Source organism: Salinilacihabitans rarus, from assembly GCF_024296665.1.
Lineage (GTDB): Archaea > Halobacteriota > Halobacteria > Halobacteriales > Natrialbaceae > Salinilacihabitans > Salinilacihabitans rarus.
This window is the reverse complement of sequence record NZ_CP100762.1, coordinates 2,279,942-2,298,493: the sequence shown is the minus strand read 5'-3', so window position 1 is coordinate 2,298,493 and position 18,552 is coordinate 2,279,942. Positions and strand designations below refer to the sequence as shown.

Genomic DNA, 18,552 nt, shown 5'->3' with positions numbered 1-18,552 from the left:
GGGGGCGTATGCGCGAGCTAGACGAGACCGACATGGAGATCCTGACCCTCCTCGGCGAGGACGCCCGGCGGCCGTTCAGCGACATCGCCGACGCGGTCGACCTCTCGGGACCGGCGGTCTCCGACCGCGTCCGCCGCCTCGAAGAGGCGGGGATCATCCGGCGGTTCACCGTCGAGGTCGACCGATCGCAACTCCGGGCGGGGGTTCCGGTGTTCGTCCGGGTCTCGCTCCCGCCGGGCGCGGTCGACGACTGCCGGGACCGCGTCGCGGACGCCGACGCGGTCGAACACGTGTTCGTCACCGCCGACGGCGACCTCTGGTTCCACGCCCGCGCGGCGGTCCGGAACGTCCGCCGGTGGCTCGACGGCCTCCTCCCGGCGGGCGCCGAGTACGACGTGACGCTGATCGACGAGACCGAGTGGACGCCGTCGCTCGACGGCGCGGCGTTCGCGCTCACCTGCGCGGAGTGTGGCAACACCGTCGACAGCGAGGGGGAGTCCGCGCGCATCGACGACGAGGTGTACCACTTCTGCTGTCCGTCCTGTGCGGGCCGGTTCCGGGAGCGCTACGAGCGCATCGAGGAGGGCGCCTGACGCGCCCGCTTTACTTTCGTCACCAAAGTCGGAACCTCCGTGAACTTTGGAATCCGACCAGTAAAGTGGGTAAGGACGGGTTCCCTAGGTCTAACCGATGAGTACCCGGACCGCGCACCTGGAGATCCAGGGCATGAGCTGTGCGAACTGCTCGCAGGCGGTGAGCGGTTCCGTCGAGGCCCTCGACGGGGTCACCTCGGCCAGTATCAACTTCGCCACCGACGAGGGCACCGTCGAGTACGACCCCGAGGAGACCTCGCTGGGGGCGATCTACGAGGCGATCGAGGACGCCGGCTACGAGGCCGTCTCCGAGTCGCGGACGATCACCGTGATGGGGATGTCGTGTGCGACCTGTTCGGAGACGGTCGGCGAGGCCGTCGCGGAGCTTCCGGGGGTCGTCCGCGCCGACGTGAACTTCGCCTCCGACGAGGCGCGCGTCGAGTACAACCCCGATGACGCCTCGCTGTCGGCCATCTACGAGGCGATCGAGGGCGCCGGCTACGAGCCGGTTCGCGACGACGAGGGCGACGACGGCACCGAGCGCGAGCGCGCAATCGAGCGCGAACTCCGCCGTCAGCGCCGGCTGGTGATCGGCGGCGGCCTGCTGACGCTGCCGTTCGTGCCGATCATGCTCGCGATGTTCGACGTCGTCGAACTGCCCCACGCCGTCTTCGGCGTCGACCTCGGCTGGTTCGAGTTCGCCCTCGCGACGGTGTTGATGGCGACGCTCGGCCGGGAGTTCCTCGTCGGCGCCTACCGGGCGTTCGCGAACAACCGGCAGGCGAACATGGACACGCTGGTCGCGATGGGGACCTCCGTGGGCTACGTCTACAGCGCGGCCGTCCTCCTCGAACTGATCGCCAGCGAGGGGCTCTACTTCGAGGCCGTCGCCTTCATCCTCTGGTTTATCACGCTGGGCAACTGGCTGGAGGTCCGCTCGAAGGCCCGCGCCGGCAACGCCCTGCGGGAACTCCTCCGGATGGAGGCCGAGGAGGCGACCGTCGTCGAGGACGGCGAGGAGACGCAGGTGCCGCTGGCTGACGTCGAGGTCGGCGACCTCCTGAAGGTCCGCCCCGGCGAGAAGGTTCCGACCGACGGCGTGGTCGTCGACGGCCAGAGCGCGGTCGACGAGTCGATGCTCACCGGCGAGTCCGTCCCCGTCGAGAAGGAACCGGGCGACGAAGTCGTCGGCTCGACGATCAACGAGAACGGCGTTTTGCTCGTGGAGGCGACGAAGGTCGGCTCCGAGACGGCGATCCAGCAGATCGTCGAACGGGTCAAGGAGGCCCAGTCGCGCCAGCCCGAGATTCAGCGGCTCGTCGACCGGGTGAGCGCCTACTTCGTCCCCGCGGTGATCGTCAACGCCGTCGTCTGGTCGCTGCTGTGGTTCGCGTTCCCCGAACCGCTGGCCAACTTCGTCTCCGCGCTCCCGACGTGGGGGATGGTCGGCGGCGGCCCCGAGGTGGCGCTGCCTGCCGGCTCCGGGGCGGGGGTCCCACTCGTCGAGTTCTCCATCGTCGTCCTCGCCAGCGCGCTGCTGATCGCCTGTCCCTGCGCGCTCGGTCTGGCGACTCCCGCCGCGACGATGGTCGGTTCGACGCTCGCGGCCACCAACGGCGTCCTCTTCAAGGGCGGCGACGTGCTCGAACGGGTCCGCGGCATCGACACCGTCGTCTTCGACAAGACCGGCACGCTGACCCACGGCGAGATGACGCTGACCGACGTCGTCGTCCTCGGCGAGGGCGCGGCGGCCGACGGCGGCACCGTCGCCGACGGCGGCGTGCTGGTCGACCGCGAGGAGCCCCTCGAATCGTACGTCCTCGGCGCGGCCGCGACCGCCGAGTCGGGCTCCGAGCACCCCATCGCGCGGGCTATCGTCGAGGGCGCCGAGGAGCGGGGCGTCGAAGTCGGCGAGCCCAGCGAGTTCGAGAACGTCCCCGGCCACGGCATCCGCGCCGAGACCGACCGCGGAACCGTGCTGATCGGCCGGCGGAAACTGCTCTCCGAGGCGGGAATCGACACCGATCCCGCCGAGGAGACGCTCGAACGCCTCGAACGCGAGGGGAAGACGGCGATGCCCGTCGCGGTCGACGGCGACCTCGTGGGCGCCCTCGCCGTCGCCGACGAGGTCCGCGAGAGCGCGAAGCGGACGGTGGCGGCGCTGCGCGAGCGCGGCGTCGAAGTCGTGATGCTCACCGGCGACAACGAGCGCACGGCCGAGGCGGTCGCCCGCGAGGTCGGCATCGACGTCGAGAACGTCCGCGCCGAGGTGCTGCCCGAGGACAAGGCCGACCACGTCGAGACGCTCCAGGAGGACTCCCACGTCATGATGGTCGGCGACGGCGTCAACGACGCGCCCGCGCTGACCGCCGCGGCCATCGGCGTCGCCATCGGCTCCGGCACCGACGTCGCCATCGAGAGCGCCGACGTGACGCTGATGCGCGACGACCCCGCGGACGTGCTCAAGGCCGTCCGCATCTCCGAGGCGACGCTCGCGAAGGTCCGCCAGAACCTCTTCTGGGCGCTCGTCTACAACACGACGCTGGTCCCCATCGCCTCGCTCGGCCTGCTCAACCCCGCGCTCGCCGGACTGGCGATGGCCACCTCGAGCGTGAGCGTGATGTCGAACAGTCTGGCGTTCGCGAAGTACGACCCCCACGAGGACTACCGGCCGGTCCTCCTGAAGCCGTTCGACCGGTTCCGCCGGTGAGGGCGGTTCAGACCGCCGGCGCCGCCAGCAGCCACTCCGCGAGGGCGACCGTCGCGTACGCCTCGACGAACGCCGCGAGGACGAGCAACAGCCAGCCGACGCCGACGAGGGACGCGGTCCGCCGGAGGTACGCCCGCGTGACGAACGCCTCGCGGCTCCCCCGGACGCGTTCCACGAGGCGGTGCAGCAGCCGGAAGCCGACGCCGGCGGCGAGAAACAGCGCCGTCAGTTCGAAGACGCCGTGGGGAACCAGCAGGACGGCGACCGCGTCGAAGCCGACCTCGCGGCCGACCGCGTAGCCGACGTTCCCCACGACGACGCCGTTGAAGACCATCACGAACGCCGTCAGCAACCCGACGGTCAGCGGCGCGCCGGCGATGGCAAACAGGAACGGCGGCGTGTTCTGGACGACGAAAAAGCGCGCCGTGAACCCCAGGTCCGTCGTGTCGTCGGCGACCCCGCCACCGCCCCCGTCCGCGGGGACCAGTTCGTCGTCGAGCAGTTCGACGACGAGTTCGAGCAGGTCGACGCCGGCCACGAGCAAGAGCGCGCCGGCGACCGCCCCGAGGCCGAACAGCCCGGCCGCGGCCCCGACGTACCGACGGTGCTCGCGCCAGGCCGCCCGGAGCGTATCGAGCGCCCCCGGGACGGCCGGCGGCGCCGCGGCGGTCGCGAGCGCGACGGCGACGACGCCCGCCGCGGCCAGCGGGGCGTCGCGCTCGACGGCCGCGACGGCCGTCCCGAGCGCGGCGAGGAGGACGACGGCCGCGACGGCGGTCCAGCCGCGGCCGACTCTCGATTGCGAAGCGTCCATGCCGAACCGTTCTCACCGCTGATGGATAAGGTCGCCGCCCTAACCTACAACTGTCGGGGCGTCGTCCGGCCGCCCGTGTCAAGCGGCCCACCGCTCGGGCGAGCGGTCGCCCGGCTCCGCGGCCTCGCGTACGACGCCTACCACCGGCTCGCCCGCGCCAACTACGAGCGCGAACTGCTCGCCCGGCGGACGGCCACGCCAGCCGGTCCCGTCCGGACCTACGAGCCGTGGACGCGCCACGGCGGGAGCGAGATGCTCGCCGCGCTCTGTGACCGCTGTGGGCCGGCCGACGTCGTCTACGACGTGGGCGCGAACGTCGGCGTCTACGCGCTCGCGCTGGCGGCCGGCGCGCCCGACCGGCGGGTCGTCGCGTTCGAGCCCTCGCCGGAGGCGGTCGAGCGTTTCCGGGCGAACCGCCGGCTGAACGACCTCGCCGGGCGGATCGACGTCCGACCGCACGGCCTCGGCGACGCGAGCGGCGAGCGGCCGTTCTACGTCTCGACGTACCCCCAGCTATCGGCGTTCGACCGCGAGAGCGCGCGCCGCTGGGCGGCCGAGGTAGCGGGGGTCGTCGAGGTGCCGGTCCGCCGACTCGACGACGTCGAGGGGCCGCCGCCGGACGTCTGCAAGGTCGACGTCGAGGGCGCGGCCCCGGACGTGCTCCGGGGCGGCCGGGAGACGCTGGCTCGCCACCGGCCGGCGCTGTTCGTCGAGGTCCACGACGAGGGGCTCTCGCGGGACGTGCCGGGGGAGACGCGAGCGATCCTCGACGACCTCGACTACGCGGTCTCCGAGCGGGACGGCTACTGGCACTGTGAGCCGCGGTGAACCGGCGCGGGCGACCGACAGCCTAACGCCGCCCGACGAGAAACGCCGGTGCATGACCACGCTGGCGATCACCGGCGGGCGGGTGCTCCTGCCGGATCTGACGGTCGAACGCGCGGACGTGCTGGTCGACGGGGCGACGGGCGAGATCAGCGAGGTGGGCGCCGACCTCGGCGCCGACGCCGAGGAGACGCTCGACGCCTCCGGCGGCCTCGTGACGCCCGGCTTCGTCAACGGCCACTGCCACGTCCCGATGACGCTGCTGCGGGGCTACGCCGACGACAAGCCGCTCGAACCGTGGCTGCGCGAGGACATCTGGCCCGCGGAGGCGGCCCTCGAACCCGAGGACGTCCGCGCCGGCGCCGAACTGGGCGTCCTCGAGATGATCGAGGGGGGGACGACCGCCTTCGCCGACATGTACTTCCACGTCTCCGAGGTCGCCGCCGCCGTCGAGGACGCCGGCGTGCGCGCCCGCCTCGGCCACGGCGTCGTCACCGTCGGGAAGGACGAGGCGGCCGCCCGCGCCGACGCCGCCGAGAGTATCGACGTGGCCCGGGAGTTCGACGGCGCGGCCGACGGCCGCATCTCGACGGCGTTCATGCCCCACTCGCTGACGACCGTCGGCGAGGCGTACCTCGATGAGTTCGTCCCGAAAGCGCGCGAGGCGGGCGTCCCCGTCCACTACCACGCCAACGAGACCGACGGCGAGGTGTCGCCCATCGTCGAGGAGCGGGGGGTGCGCCCGCTGGAGTACGCGGCGGACGCGGGCCTGCTCGAACCCGAGGACTTCCTCGCCCACGGCGTCCACCTCGACGAGACGGAAATCGAGGTGCTCGCCGAGGCCGGCGCGAGCGTGGTCCACTGCCCGGCCTCGAACATGAAACTCGCCAGCGGGATGGCCCCCGTCCAGCGGCTGCTCGACGCCGGCGTCACGGTCGGCCTCGGCACCGACGGCGCGGCCTCGAACAACGACCTCTCGATGCTCGGCGAGGCCCGCGACGCGGCCATGCTCGGCAAACTCGCCGCCGACGACGCGAGCGCCGTCCCCGCCGCGGCCGTCGTCGAGATGCTGACCCGGGGCAGTGCCGCGGCCATCGGCGTCGAGAGCGGCCGCATCGAACCCGGCGCGCCCGCCGACCTCGCGGTGCTCGACCTCGAACGGCCCCACCTCACCCCGGCCCACGACCTCGTGAGCCACCTCGCGTACGCCGCCGCCGCGGCGGACGTCCGCCACACCGTCTGCGACGGCCGGGTGCTGATGCGCGACCGGGAGGTGCTGACGCTCGACGAGGCCGCGGTCCGCCGGCGGGCGCGCGAGCGCGCCGACTCGCTCGTCGCGCGCGTCGACGGCGAGTGAGCCGCCGACGGACGCCGAGTTAAACGCTCAGAATCGTTTTTGAACGCTGAAAACGCTTCTCGTCACGTCCCGGAAATTCGGCGAATATTTATAAAACATCCGAACTGCCTCAGGGGTTTATTCGTCGGATCGTGAAAGTCGTGACTGGAATGAGCAGCCACAGAACCCTCGCGGTCGCACTGGCCGCACTGATGGTCCTGTCGGCGTTCGCGGTACCCGGGATGGTCGCCGCGGACGAACACGGGGACGAGGCGGAGGAACCGCTCGACCTCGTTATCGACGTCGAACAGGACGACGAGGAGGTTACCATCACGGTGACCGACAACGAGACGGACGATCCGATCGAGAACGCGTCGGTGAACGCCACCGTCGACGACTCCGAGTGGGAGGCGGTCGGCGAAACCGACGAGGACGGCGAGATCGAGATCGACGCACCGACCGAGGAGGACGTGCCGAACGACACCGAGACCGTCGAGGTCACGTTCGGGGCGACCTACGAGAACGCGTCCGCGACGACGACCGCGACGCTCGACGTCGTCGAGGCCGACGACGAGAACGACGAGAACGACGAAGACGACGAGAACGACGAGGACGACGAGGACGACGAGGACGACGAGAACGACGAGAACGACGAAAGCGCGAAGAAATTCGGCGAACTCGTCCAGGAGTTCAAACAGGAGGAGCTAAACGACGACGAGCCCCGCGGCATCCAGATCGCGAACTTCGTCATCGAGAACAACCCCGGTAACGCGCCCGACTACGCCGGCCAGCCGGCCCACGCCGGCCCGAAGGGCGACGACTGGGAGGAGGACACGTCGACCCACGCCGGCCCGAAGAACGACGAGACGGACGACAACAAGCCCGACGACGTCGGGCCGGGGGACGACGCGGACGACGGTGACGACGCGGACGACGCCGAGGAGTAATCGGTACCGATCGCCGGTCAGCGGCGTTCGACCGACGGTCGCGTCGATCGTCGGAACGTCAGAGGCACGATTGGGCCGTCGCCGAACGCCGACGCGTCGGTTGGCTCCCTTCGCGACGGGCCGACCGGCGGACCGGATCGACGCTGCGGACGGTTTTTCGGACGGGAGCGCTCCGGTAGCGTTTTCTCCCCGGTCGCACTCGTCTCGGGTATGACGGAGTATCCGCCGATCAGCGAGCAGTTGGACGACCCCGGGGCGGCGCGCGCCGAGGGACGTCGCAAGATGGACTGGGCTGCCCAGCACATGCCCATTCTGGAGCGCGTCCGCGAGGAGTTCGAGGCCGAGCGGCCGTTCGAGGGCGAGCGCATCGGGATGGCGATGCACGTCGAGGCGAAGACGGCGATGCTGGTCGAGACGCTCGCGGCCGGCGGCGCAGCGGTCGCCGTCACGGGCTGTAATCCCCTCTCGACCCACGACGACGTCTCCGCCGCGCTCGACGCCCACGAGTCGATCACCAGCTACGCGAAACGCGGCGTCGACGACGAGGCGTACTACGACGCCATCGAGGCCGTCATCGCCCACGAGCCCACGATCACGGTCGACGACGGGATGGACCTCGTCGCCGCCATCCACGAGGACTACCCCGAACTGATCGACGACATCGTCGGCGGCGCCGAGGAGACGACCACCGGCGTCCACCGCCTGCGCGCGATGGACGACGACGGCGCGCTCCGCTATCCGGTGTTCGCCGTCAACGACACGCCGATGAAGCGGCTGTTCGACAACGTCCACGGCACCGGCGAGTCCTCGCTCGCCTCCATCGCCATGACGACGAACCTCTCGTGGGCCGGCAAGAACGTCGTCGTCTCGGGCTACGGCTACTGCGGCAAGGGCGTCGCGAAGAAGGCCGCCGGCCAGAACGCGAACGTCATCGTCACCGAGGTCGAACCCCGCCGCGCCCTCGAAGCCCACATGGAGGGCTACGAGGTGATGCCCATGTCGGAGGCGGCCGAGGTCGGCGACGTCTTCCTCACGACGACGGGCAACCGCGACGTCATCGTCCGCGAGCACTTCGAGAAGATGCAAGACGGCGTCTTACTCGCCAACGCGGGCCACTTCGACATCGAGATCGACCTCGACGCGCTCGACGACCTCGCGGTCGACCGCTACGAGGCCCGCGACGGCGTCGAGGCCTACGAGATGGACGACGGCCGCCGGCTGAACGTCATCGCGGAGGGCCGCCTCGTCAACCTCGCCGCCCCCGTCTCGCTGGGCCACCCCGTCGAGGTGATGGACCAGAGCTTCGGTATTCAGGCCGTCTGCGTCCGGGAGATGCTCGAGAACGGCGACGCCTACGAGCCGGGGGTCCACGACGTCCCCGACGACCTCGACCGCGAGATCGCCGAGATCAAACTCGAAGCCGAGGGCGTCGAGTTCGACTCGCTGACCGAGACTCAGCGCGAGTACATGGACTCCTGGGACCACGGGACGTAATTTCTACTCCATATCGAGCGTCGTTTCCGCCGGTGCTGGAAGCGTTCGCAGGTCGTCTACGAGCAACACGTAGCCAGCCTGTCCGAGAGCGACCACGCCGACTGCCCCCATGGCGATGCGAGGGCCGAACGCGCCCGCGACGACGCCGCCGGCGAGCGAGCCGACCGGGTACAGCGACGAGAGCGCCGAACTGAGGAGGCTACTGACTCGGCCGACGAGTTCTTCCGGCGGGGCCGACTGGACGATCGCGGCGACCTGAACGTTGACGACGCCGGTGGGGACGACTGCGAGCGCGAACAGGACGGTCGTCACGGGGAGCCAGTCGGCGAGGAGTCCCGCGGTCCAGAGGGCGCTGCTCGCGGCGAACCCGACGATCATGGTTCGGCCGAAGGGATAGCTCTCGATCGCGGACGCCAGAACCGCTCCGAAGAACGTTCCTGCCGCGAACGACGCCATGAGCAAGCCATAGCCGCCCGCAGCACCGATCGCGGCGAGCGCCGGCGGAACGCCGAGCGCGTCGGCGTACGCCGGGATCGACGCCAGAACCATTCCCGCCGCGAAGTTGGCGACGACTGCTGCGCCGATCAGCGGCACGAGAAACGTTCCTCGAAGAGCCGTCACGCCCGCTCGAAGCCGCGTGAGATACGAAGCCGACTCCTCGAGAGGGGCGACGCCACCGTCTGCAGCCGCTTTGCCCGCCCCGGAAGGCTGGTCTTCCGTCGCTCGGGCGTCGCCATCGCCTCCCCCGGACGAACCCGCGGCGGGAATCGAGAGCGTCGCGAACACCAGCGCGGCGAGCCCGAACGTGACGGCGTCGATCGTGAACAGGGCAATGGCACTGAACAGTCCCATGAGGACGCCACCGACGCCGTTGGCGACCATATCGAGCCCCTGGTAGGCGATCGAGAACGCCGAGTTCGCCGCGACCAGATCGTCGTCCTCGAGGATCCGCGGGAGTGCGGCCGTCTGTGCCGGATAGACGAGCTGGTTGAGCGCGGTCAGCGCCGGCATGACGACCAGCACCAGTTCGACGGTCAGGACGCCGGCGGCGTGGGCGACCGGAATCGTCGAGACGACCACCGCCTGAACGAACTGGGTGCCGACGAGCGTCCGGCGGAGGGACCACTGATCGACGAGTGGCCCCGCCAGAAACTGGAACGCTCGCGGTACCATCGTCAGGAATCCTGCCAGTCCAGTGTAGAAGGGGTCGCCGGTGAGGCTGTAGACGAGCCACATCGCGGCGACGAAGTAGAGGCTGTCGCCGACGTTGGTGACCACGCGGCCGACGAACAGCCGCCGAAACGTCGCGTTCGCGAACGGACCTCGCATGGACGGGTGGGACGGCCGCCGCCGGAATAAGTGTAGCCAGAAGAACAATTCTGTTCGAGTCGGAACAGAAGCCGCGTTCTGTTGTCGAGTCGAGAGGCAGGGTTACGAGCGGTCCGCGTCGAGGACGGTCAGGGACTCGTCGACCGTCAGCGAGAGTTCGCGCTCGCCGACGGCGTACGTGGCTCTCGCGGCCCCCGCGTCGCCGTCGAGCAGCCTCGACTGCGGTTCGCCGTCGATCACGCCAAGCCGCCAGAGCGGGACGTCCCTGACGTCGGTCCCGTGCTCGTAGTGGAACGCGCTGACCAGCGGGTGATCGAGTAGGATCGTCGAGAGGTTGACCTGCGTGCTCATCCCGCAGCGGTCGCAGTCGTAGACCACGGCGACGAGGCTGCCGAATCCCGCGGGCGACCGGTCCGTCTCGAGCGCGTCGAAGGTGGTGAGGTCCGGCCGCACGCGACCCTCGCAGGCGGCGCAGAACTCGTTTCGAGCGCGGGCCAGCAGCGTCCGGAGGTACCGGTTCGCCACCGCCGGGAAGCGGTCGACCGGGCACTCGGCGAACGCCCCGGGCGGCACCGGGAAGGAGTTCCCGTACGGACACGCCTCGCAGTCGATGCGGACGCGCTCGTCCTCGTACGCGAACGCGAGGTCGGCGCCACAGACCGGACAGGGGTCGTCGAGGGCGATCGGGTCGACGTCCGCCGTCATCGTGAACCCGCCCGCGAGCAGGGAGCCGACGACGTGCCGGCCGGCCGACCGGAGTTCGTACCCCTCGTCGGTCCTGTCGACGAACCGGCCCGTGAGCTTTCCGAGGTGGTAGTTGAACTTCCCCGAGTCGCGCATCCCCACGGCGTCGCGCAACTCGGAGAACGTGGCCTCCCCGCCGTCGGTCTCCCAGAGCGCCCGGAGGATGTCGATCCGCGTTCCGTCCGAGAGGACCGCGAAGGCGTCCTCCGGATCGAGTTCCTCGACGAGGTGCGACTCCGTCATGTCACGTCCCTCACGCGAGTCCACCATAGCCCTGACGGACCTCGACCGCGGGCGGCGCCCCCGCGCCGCCCGCGAGGCGCTTCCTGTACTCCCCGTCGGGCGTCGTGAACGGCAGCGTCGCGACGGTCCGCTGGGTCACGGCACCGTCCGCGGGACGAACGAGAACGGGAGCGCCAGCGGCACCGGGCCGACGGTGACGGCCGCCCGCGGTTCGCCGCTCCCCGTCGCCGGAAGAGGAACGCCCAAGGACCTTCTGTCCGTACTGGGCGCCATGGGAACGGTAGAACGCAGCGACGGATACGTCCGCTCGTTGCTCGTCGCCACGGTCCTCTCGGTCGCCGGTATCGTCGCCGCCCAGGTCACTACGGTTCCGGCGTTCCTGCTCGATCCGGCGCTGGTCGAGTCGCCGGCCGACGCCTCCAGTCTGGGGATCGTCGCGCTGATGGGGCTGAACTTCGCCGGCTTCGTCCTCGTCGGCGCGGCCTACCTCTGGTGGACCGACCGCGGCTGGTCGTACCTCGACCTCCGGTGGCCGACCGGCCGCGGGTGGCTGTTCGTCCTCGTCGGGATCTTCGGCAGCATCGGCTACCTGTTCGTCGTCAACGTCGTCGCCACGCTCTTCGAACTGGAATCGTCGGAGAATCAGGTCGTCCAGTTCATCGGCGACGACCCCAACGTGGTGTTGCTCATGATCGTCATCGTCTTCGCGTTCAACGCGCCGGCCGAGGAGTTCCTCTTCAGGAACGTGATCCAGAAGCGGCTGTACGCCGCGTTCAGCCGGATGGGCGCGGTCGTCGCCACGAGCGTCATCTTCGCGCTCATCCACATCCCGTCGTACGCCCTCTCGGCGACCGGCGTCGCCCCCGCGGGCGCGATCGCCGTCTCGCTCGCGGTCGTCTTCGGCGGCTCGCTCATCTTCGGCACCCTCTACGCGAAGACCGACAACCTCGTCGTCCCGATCGCGGCCCACGCGGCGTTCAACGCCTTCCAGTTCGGCATCCTCTATCTCCTCTTGCGGTTCGCCCCCGATGAACTCGAGAACGCGATGGCCGTCGCGGTCGAGACGGCGCTGGCGGCGGTACCCGTCTGACCGGCGGCGCCGGTGAGCCGCGAGAGCCGACACAACGGCGGCTATATTAGGACCCGGCGGCGAGGTACGCCCATGTCCCAGGCGAAGGGTGATCGCCGCGAGCGCGAACTCGTCAACCTGCTCGACGAGGCCGGCTTCGCGGTGATGCGCGCGCCCGCCAGCGGCTCCGCGACCGACCGCGAACTGCCGGACGTGCTCGCGGGCGACGGCGAGGTCTTCTACGCGATCGAGGCGAAGTCGAGTTCGGGCAAGCCGATCTACCTCACCGGCGAGGAGGTCGAGGCGTTGATCTACTTCGCGCGGAACTTCGGGGCGAAACCCCGTATCGGCGTCCGCTTCGACCGCGAGGACTGGTACTTCTTCCACCCCGGCGACCTCCACGTCACCGACGGGGGTAACTACCGCGTGAAAAAGGAGACCGCGCTCGCCGACGGCACCGACTTCGCCGAGTTCGTCGGCGAGAGCGAGAAGGTCTCTCTGGACGAGGTCGGCGCGGACGACGACGGCCCGGACGAGGAGGTTCTGCGCGTCTTGAACGCCGTCGAGCAAGGCGTGATGGACGTCGAGGAGGCCGCCGAGTTGCTCGCGTAGCCGTCACTCGTCGGCGATCTTCGACACGACGGGACACTCCGCGCTCAACAGGAGTTCCTGTGCGGTGCTTCCGAAGACGGCTTTCCCGGCCGGGGACCGGCGGCGGCCGCCGATGACGAGGTACCGCGGTTCGAGCGCGTCGATCTCGGCCAGGATCTCGTCGGTCACCTCGCCGACGCGGCCGCGCACTTCGAGTCTCCCCGTCTCGACGTCGATCGTCTCGGTGACGAACCGGTGTGCGAACCGTTTCGCGCTGTCGGCCTGCTGGCTCAGCGAGAAGTCCCCCATTCCCGGGATGTCTTCGAGGCTCTTCTTGTGCGCCCTGTACTCCTCGTCCGGCACGACGTGCAACGCGACGAGCGGATCGTCGTACGTCGTCGCGAGGTCGTAGGCGACTTCGACGACCTGCTCCGACCGTTCCGTCTCGTCGATCGCGGCGAGTATTGCCATGTTCGGCACTTTCAGCCGAGACTACAAGTGTGTTGTTCGCGCCGAGTTACCATCCCGCGACTCAGTCTTCGGCCGGGGCCGCCTCCGCGGCGGCCGCCGGTTCCACCGGCGCGTACCGGACGATAGCGTCGAAGTGCTCCAGCGCGACCCGGTCGCCGCTCGCGATGCCGCGGGCCTCCCGCCCGTCGAGTTCCTTCGTCACGAACCGGCGGGCCACGAGCGCGAGCCGTCCGTCGCCGTCCGCGAGTCGCTCGTGGGCCTCCGCGAGCAACAGCGCGGCCGTGAACACGTCGAAGACGTAGTGGGCGAGCCGTTTCGCCGACAGTTGCGCGTACTCGTCGTCCGCGCCGGCCAGCGTCGCCAGCGCGCGCTGGAGGTCGCGGTACTCGCTTTCGACCGTCTCCGCGGCGGCGTCGAGTGCCGGGTCGTCGACGGCGTCGAGTCGCCGCTCGATCGCCTCGAACAGCGGTTCGTGGGCGGCTTCGCGTTCGAGCGCCCGGAGGACGTCCAGCGAGAGGACGTTCTCGGTACCCTCCCAGATGGGCAGCACCTGCGCGTCCCGCAGCAGCCGGTGGGTGATGAAGTCGTTCACGTAGCCGTTGCCGCCCTGCACCTCCATCGCGTACGAGGCCGTCTCGACGGCCATCCGCGCCGTCCGGAGCTTCGCGATCGGGATCAGCAGGCGCATCAGGCGATACGCGTCGTCGGCGTCGTCGCCCGCCCGCGCCGCGCGTTCGCGCTCCGAGAACAGCCGCGCGGCCTCCATCGTGAACGCCGTCGCCGCCTCGTGGTCGACGGCCATGTCCACGAGGTCCGCGCGCATCAGGGGGTGGCGGTCGATGGGCTTCCCGAACGCCTCCCGGTCGGCCGCCTGCACCTTGCTCTCCAGCAGCGCCCGACCCACGATCCCACAGGAGGCCGCGGCGTTCGACAGTCGCTCAAGGTTGAGCATCTCGGCCATCTGTTTGAAACCGCACTCTTCCTCGCCGACGAGGAAGGCCTTCGCGCCGTCGAACTCGACCTCGCCCGTCGGCACCGATATCGTGCCGAGTTTGTCCTTCAGCCGGCGGTAGAACTGGTCGTTGACCGCGTCCGGGTCGAGCGGCCCGTCGCGACGGTCGCCTTTCGCGTAGACGCCGTCGACCGCGTCGGGGTCGGCGTGGGGGACGAGGAACATCGAGAGCCCGTCGGTCCCGTCGGGGGCGCCCTCGGTGCGCGCCAGCGCGAGCGTCCCCTCGGCGTCGATGTTCGAACAGAACCACTTCTCGCCGTACAGCCGCCAGCAGCCCGCCTCGTCGTCGTACTCGGCGCGGGTCTCGATGGCGCCGACGTCGCTGCCGCCTTGCTCCTCGGTGAGGAACATCGCGCCCTCGATCAGGGCGTCGTGGTCGCGGCTCGTCAGGGCCTCGTAGTACTCGCGCAGCGAGCCGTCGTCGAACTTCTCGAGGACGAGCGCCGCGCCCGCGGTCATCGCCACCGGGCAGTCGACGCCCGGGTCGGCGTAGGAGAGCAGGTACTGCATCGCCAGGTCGTGTGCGAACGGCAGGGGCTCCTCGCGGCCGGGCGGCGCCGCGAAGACGTCGGCGACGGCCCCCGACTCGTAGACGATGCGCTCGGTCTCGTGCAGTTCGGCCGGGTACCGGACGTAGTTTTGCACCTCGCCGTACGCGTCGTACGGTTCGAGTTCCGGCCCGTGCTCGTCGACGTAGTCGGCGTTGTCGGCGATCGTGTGGCCGACGCGACGGCCGAACTCGCGGAGGCGCGGTTCGGCCCACTCGTACTCGTCCTCGTCGTAGACGCGTCGCACCTCCCGCCGGAGCGTGCGGTCGAGGTCCCAGTAGTCGACGCCTCGCCCCGCGGGGAGGTCGCCGTAGTCGATCCCGTCGCCCATGATCGATCGCTCGGATTCCGGGACGATAAAACGTCGGCCCGGCGACGCTCTCAGACCGGCTCCGAGCCGGTCAGTTTTTCGAGCCGCGTCCGCGGGAAGGTGTAGACCTTCAGCGCCTCGGGGACGACGCCGTTGGGCCCGACGCGGGCGTGCGGGTAGACCGCGCCGACGACGGGGACGTCCGGGTCGTAGTTCTCGTTCGTGGCGTACTCGGCGACGGTGGTGCCGTCGTCGCCGACCCGGACGGCGTCGGCGCGCAGGTCGGAGACGTCGACGACGGTGAGTCGCGCGTCGGTCTCGCGGTCGCGGGCGACGTCGCCCGGGTAGAGGGTGTGCTCCTCGCAGTAGAACGGCCCCGGTTCGGTCTCGTCGACGAACCGGACCCGGCTACAGTCGTGGCACTCGACGGCCACCCGTCCGGGCGGCGGGGTCCGCCCCTCGGTGATCTCGATGGCGACCCGTCGGACGTGCTTGCAGCGGACGCCGCGGAAGACGTGGTCCGGGCAGGTACAGCGTCCGGCGTCCATGTCGACGAGGTAGGTGTTCTCGCTTGCGGACTCGACCTCGTAGAGGCCGTCGCCGAGCGCGAGGACCGACATCGGTTCGGCCCGCGCCCGGCGCGACCGCTCGTCGAGGCGGCCGTCGGTGGGCAGGGAAAGCGGTGCTTTCGGTGACGCGACTGTGTTCATGGGGTGCGTCGATAGCTGGTGCGTTCGGCCGGCTGTTCGCCGTCCGTAGGCACCCGAGCGGCTTAACGCGCGCGCCTGCGTGCTCCGGCGCGCGAGACGGGCCGCTGACCGCCCCTTCGAAGCGCTTTTGAGGGCACCGACGAAAGCCGCCGCATAATGCTCGACCGCGAGCAACTCATCGAAATCGGCGTCGCCGTCTCCGCGGTCTTGGTGATGATCGGCGCGATGGTCGCCATCGGAACGACCTACAGTACCGACGGCGGCCTCTCCGAGCAGGGCGGGACGGTGCTCGTCGGCGTCATCGCCGGTTTCATCCTGCTGATGACGGGCGTCGGGTTCGCGCTGGCGTACGTGCTGAACGAACCGGAGGACGCGGAGCGCGAGAACGCGGCCTGAGCCGACCTCTACTCACGTCTCGTCGTCCGCGACCGCCTCCCGCCAGTCGTCGAGGTCGTCCTCGTCGGCGTCGTCCAGCCGCTTCTCGTAGTAGGCCATCGGGTGTGGGATGCGCTCACAGAGGTCGTCCTTGTTGACGCAGTCGCCGTAGGACTGCATCGTCGCACAGGAGGGCGGCGAGTACTCCGTCGGCGAGGTCTCCCCCCGGATGTGGTCGGTCTGGTAGCGGGTCATCTCCTCGCCGAACGAGGAGTTCACCCGGTACAGTTCGACGATTTCGTCGGTCTCCATCCCGATGCTCGCGAGAAATGCGGTGATCGCAAAGCGGGAGTGGTGGGGGAGGTGCTCGCCTCTCTGGATCGAGTCGAGCAGCGCCTTCATACACGGGGGGAACAGTTCGGGGACGACGGTGTCTATCTCGCGGGTGAGATCGAGGTCCGCGAGGCGCTCCCGGATCTCCTCGGCGTCGTCTTCGAGCGCCGCCGCGATCGGTTCGGGGACGTCGAACGGCAACCCGTCCGCGACGCGCTCGCGGACGGCCTCGCGCAGCAGCGTCAGCAGTTCCCCCTCCTCGACGGGCACCTCGCCGTCGGCGAGCGCGCGGTTGACGAGGCGCCACTCGTCGCCCCAGAGGTCGGCCGAGAGTCGCAGGTACGCCCCGACGCCGACGCGGTAGCCCCCGTCGACCTCGCGGACCGCTCCCGTCAGGTCGAACTCCGCGAGCAAGTCGTCGAGGCCGACGCCGGTCGTCTCGACGCTCTTGAGTTCGGTCGTGTCCGCGAAGTCGGCGGTGAACCGCTCGTGGGCGGTCGCGGCCTCGGCGCGGGCGTACCGCCGGACGAGCACCCGCTCGCCGGCCAGCGAGACGAGCACGCGCGCGACCGGGTACGAGAGCAGTTCGGTCCGGGGGTCGCGTCGCGGGTCGCCCACCTCGCCGTCCTCGAGCGCCCGGACGACGCGCTCGCGGGCGCGGTCGACGACGGCCCGGTCCTCCGCGACGACGGTCGCGAGGTCCACCGCCTGGGTGGCGACGGCCTCGCGGGCCGCCTCGAGGAACGGGTACCGGGCGTGCAGACGGTTCATCGCTCACTACATTCCGCCGCGGATGGTTAAACGCACGGATTACTCGGTTTCCGTTTTAGACGGAGGCGCGATTTCAAGGGGCCGGGCCGCGTCGGTCCGGGTATGCCACGGGCGACCAGCGACGGCGTGTCGATCCACTACGAGCGCGAGGCGGGCGACGGCGACCCCGTCGTCTTCGTCCAGGGACTCGGCTACGGGCGCTGGATGTGGCGCTGGCAGCGCGAGGCCGTCGCCGACGACCACGAGGTGCTCGCGCCGGACACCCGCGGCACCGGCCGATCGGAGGCCGGCCTGCCGCCGGTCGTGTCGCGACTCCCGCGGATGCTCCGGGCACCGCTGCTGTTGAAGCTGTTCGGCTACTCGATCGCCGACCTCGCCGCCGACCTCGAGGCCGTCCTCGCGGACGCGGGGGTCGGACGGGCACACCTCGTCGGCGCGAGCATGGGGGGGATGGTCGCCCAGCGGTACGCCATCGAGTACGACCGGGCGGCGTCGCTGACGCTGTGCTGTACGAGCCACGGCGGCCCCGACGCGGTGCCGGTCCCCGAGGAGACCCGCGAGCACATCTTCGACGTCCCGAAGGGCGCGACCGAGCGCGAGACGATTCGCCACCGGATGCGCCCGGCGTTCACCGAGCGGTTCACCAACCGGAACCCGCACCTGATGGATCGAATCGTCGAGTGGCGCCTCGAACAGGACGCGAGCGACCCGGCACGCGAGGCACAGGCCGCGGCCGTCGCGGGGTTCGACGAGAGCGACCGGGTCCACCGGATCCGCGTGCCGACGCTCGTCGTCCACGGCACCGCCGACCGCGTAGTGCCCGTCGCCAACGGCCGCCTGCTGGCGGAGAAGATTCCCGGCGCTCGACTCGTCGAGTTCGAGGGCGGCTCGCACCTCTTCTTCGTCGAGGAGGCCGACCGGGTCAACGAGCGCCTGCGGTCGTTCCTCGCCGACGCGGGCCGGTCCGGACGGCGGCGCCGCGCGACGGCCTGATCAGTCCCCGGGTTCGAGCCTGAGCCGCCCGTCGCCGCGGAGTTGCACCTCGAACCCCTCGTAGGGGAACGCGACCAGTTGCTCCCCGGGGGCGTCGGTCCGGCCGGTGTGTGCCACCAGCGCGTCGAGCGCGTCGGGGTCGACGACGTCGTACAGCGGGCCCAGTTCGTCGACGGGCCGGCCCGACGCCGCCGCGGCGGCGACGGCGACGCACACGCTCGCTCGCTCGTCCGGTCCGACCGTCGTCTCGTAGACGGCGTCGGTGGATTCGTCGGCGGAGGGCATACCCGTCCGCTTTCGTACGGAGCGGGGTATCTTCGCCCCTTATCATGTG

The 18,552-nt window shown here is 70.3% G+C and carries 19 protein-coding genes; 10 read left to right on the top strand and 9 right to left on the bottom strand.

What is annotated here, in order from left to right:
* The first annotated feature begins 8 nt into the window (after positions 1 to 8).
* A complete protein-coding gene (locus tag NKG98_RS11985; RefSeq protein WP_254766153.1) occupies positions 9 to 593 on the top strand; it encodes an AsnC family transcriptional regulator in 585 nt (194 codons plus the stop codon).
* 97 nt (positions 594 to 690) lie between these two features.
* Positions 691 to 3,303 carry a heavy metal translocating P-type ATPase gene (locus NKG98_RS11980; RefSeq protein WP_254766152.1) on the top strand — a complete coding sequence of 871 codons (2,613 nt, stop codon included), beginning with the start codon at positions 691 to 693 and terminating at the stop codon, positions 3,301 to 3,303.
* A 7-nt stretch (positions 3,304 to 3,310) separates the two neighbouring features.
* Here NKG98_RS11980 and NKG98_RS11975 read toward each other — a convergent pair whose 3' ends face one another.
* Complete coding sequence (locus tag NKG98_RS11975) at positions 3,311 to 4,117, bottom strand: stage II sporulation protein M (RefSeq protein WP_254766151.1); 807 nt, start codon at positions 4,115 to 4,117, stop codon at positions 3,311 to 3,313.
* A 21-nt stretch (positions 4,118 to 4,138) separates the two neighbouring features.
* On the opposite strand from NKG98_RS11975, the gene NKG98_RS11970 reads away from it, so the two are divergent.
* The 4 genes from NKG98_RS11970 to NKG98_RS11955 all read left to right on the top strand — a co-directional run bounded on the left by NKG98_RS11970 (position 4,139) and on the right by NKG98_RS11955 (position 8,719).
* Complete coding sequence (locus NKG98_RS11970) at positions 4,139 to 4,945, top strand: FkbM family methyltransferase (RefSeq protein WP_425504340.1); 807 nt, start codon at positions 4,139 to 4,141, stop codon at positions 4,943 to 4,945.
* Between the two features lie 52 nt (positions 4,946 to 4,997).
* Entirely contained in the window at positions 4,998 to 6,299 is a 1,302-nt protein-coding gene (locus tag NKG98_RS11965) for an amidohydrolase (RefSeq protein WP_254766149.1), read from the top strand.
* Between the two features lie 149 nt (positions 6,300 to 6,448).
* Entirely contained in the window at positions 6,449 to 7,225 is a 777-nt protein-coding gene (locus NKG98_RS11960) for a hypothetical protein (RefSeq protein ID WP_254766148.1), read from the top strand.
* Positions 7,226 to 7,435: 210 nt separating this feature from the next.
* On the top strand, positions 7,436 to 8,719 hold the full coding sequence (locus NKG98_RS11955; protein WP_254766147.1) for an adenosylhomocysteinase: 1,284 nt from the start codon (positions 7,436 to 7,438) through the stop codon (positions 8,717 to 8,719).
* A 3-nt stretch (positions 8,720 to 8,722) separates the two neighbouring features.
* Here NKG98_RS11955 and NKG98_RS11950 read toward each other — a convergent pair whose 3' ends face one another.
* From NKG98_RS11950 to NKG98_RS19010, 3 genes are all read right to left on the bottom strand, one after another.
* Positions 8,723 to 10,048, bottom strand: a complete 1,326-nt coding sequence (locus NKG98_RS11950; protein WP_254766146.1) for an MFS transporter — start codon at positions 10,046 to 10,048, stop codon at positions 8,723 to 8,725.
* A 102-nt stretch (positions 10,049 to 10,150) separates the two neighbouring features.
* On the bottom strand, positions 10,151 to 11,035 hold the full coding sequence (locus NKG98_RS11945) for an ArsR/SmtB family transcription factor (RefSeq protein ID WP_254766145.1): 885 nt from the start codon (positions 11,033 to 11,035) through the stop codon (positions 10,151 to 10,153).
* Positions 11,036 to 11,045: 10 nt separating this feature from the next.
* Positions 11,046 to 11,174 (bottom strand): hypothetical protein, encoded by a 129-nt coding sequence (locus NKG98_RS19010; RefSeq protein ID WP_256558416.1) that lies wholly within the window; start codon positions 11,172 to 11,174, stop codon positions 11,046 to 11,048.
* Between the two features lie 132 nt (positions 11,175 to 11,306).
* Between NKG98_RS19010 and NKG98_RS11940 the strand changes: the two genes are divergently transcribed.
* Positions 11,307 to 12,125 (top strand): CPBP family intramembrane glutamic endopeptidase, encoded by an 819-nt coding sequence (locus tag NKG98_RS11940; RefSeq protein ID WP_254766144.1) that lies wholly within the window; start codon positions 11,307 to 11,309, stop codon positions 12,123 to 12,125.
* 72 nt (positions 12,126 to 12,197) lie between these two features.
* On the top strand, positions 12,198 to 12,716 hold the full coding sequence (hjc, locus tag NKG98_RS11935; RefSeq protein ID WP_254766143.1) for a Holliday junction resolvase Hjc: 519 nt from the start codon (positions 12,198 to 12,200) through the stop codon (positions 12,714 to 12,716).
* A gap of 3 nt (positions 12,717 to 12,719) precedes the next feature.
* Here hjc and NKG98_RS11930 read toward each other — a convergent pair whose 3' ends face one another.
* The 3 genes from NKG98_RS11930 to NKG98_RS11920 all read right to left on the bottom strand — a co-directional run bounded on the left by NKG98_RS11930 (position 12,720) and on the right by NKG98_RS11920 (position 15,746).
* Entirely contained in the window at positions 12,720 to 13,166 is a 447-nt protein-coding gene (locus tag NKG98_RS11930) for a universal stress protein (protein WP_254766142.1), read from the bottom strand.
* A 61-nt stretch (positions 13,167 to 13,227) separates the two neighbouring features.
* Positions 13,228 to 15,057, bottom strand: coding sequence for an acyl-CoA dehydrogenase family protein (locus tag NKG98_RS11925; protein WP_254766141.1), 1,830 nt, complete (start codon positions 15,055 to 15,057; stop codon positions 13,228 to 13,230).
* A 50-nt stretch (positions 15,058 to 15,107) separates the two neighbouring features.
* Complete coding sequence (locus tag NKG98_RS11920; protein ID WP_254766140.1) at positions 15,108 to 15,746, bottom strand: SWIM zinc finger family protein; 639 nt, start codon at positions 15,744 to 15,746, stop codon at positions 15,108 to 15,110.
* Positions 15,747 to 15,902: 156 nt separating this feature from the next.
* Between NKG98_RS11920 and NKG98_RS11915 the strand changes: the two genes are divergently transcribed.
* The gene (locus NKG98_RS11915; RefSeq protein ID WP_254766139.1) at positions 15,903 to 16,142 is read left to right on the top strand and encodes a DUF7472 family protein; all 240 of its coding nucleotides are present in this window, start codon (positions 15,903 to 15,905) and stop codon (positions 16,140 to 16,142) included.
* A gap of 12 nt (positions 16,143 to 16,154) precedes the next feature.
* Here the strand turns inward: NKG98_RS11915 and priL are convergent, their stop codons facing one another.
* The gene (priL, locus tag NKG98_RS11910) at positions 16,155 to 17,225 is read right to left on the bottom strand and encodes a DNA primase regulatory subunit PriL (protein WP_254766138.1); all 1,071 of its coding nucleotides are present in this window, start codon (positions 17,223 to 17,225) and stop codon (positions 16,155 to 16,157) included.
* 102 nt (positions 17,226 to 17,327) lie between these two features.
* Here priL and NKG98_RS11905 point away from each other — a divergent pair, with 102 nt between their 5' ends.
* A complete protein-coding gene (locus NKG98_RS11905) occupies positions 17,328 to 18,218 on the top strand; it encodes an alpha/beta fold hydrolase (RefSeq protein ID WP_254766137.1) in 891 nt (296 codons plus the stop codon).
* Here NKG98_RS11905 and NKG98_RS11900 read toward each other — a convergent pair whose 3' ends face one another.
* Positions 18,219 to 18,503, bottom strand: a complete 285-nt coding sequence (locus NKG98_RS11900; RefSeq protein WP_254766136.1) for a HalOD1 output domain-containing protein — start codon at positions 18,501 to 18,503, stop codon at positions 18,219 to 18,221.
* Positions 18,504 to 18,552 lie beyond the last annotated feature (49 nt).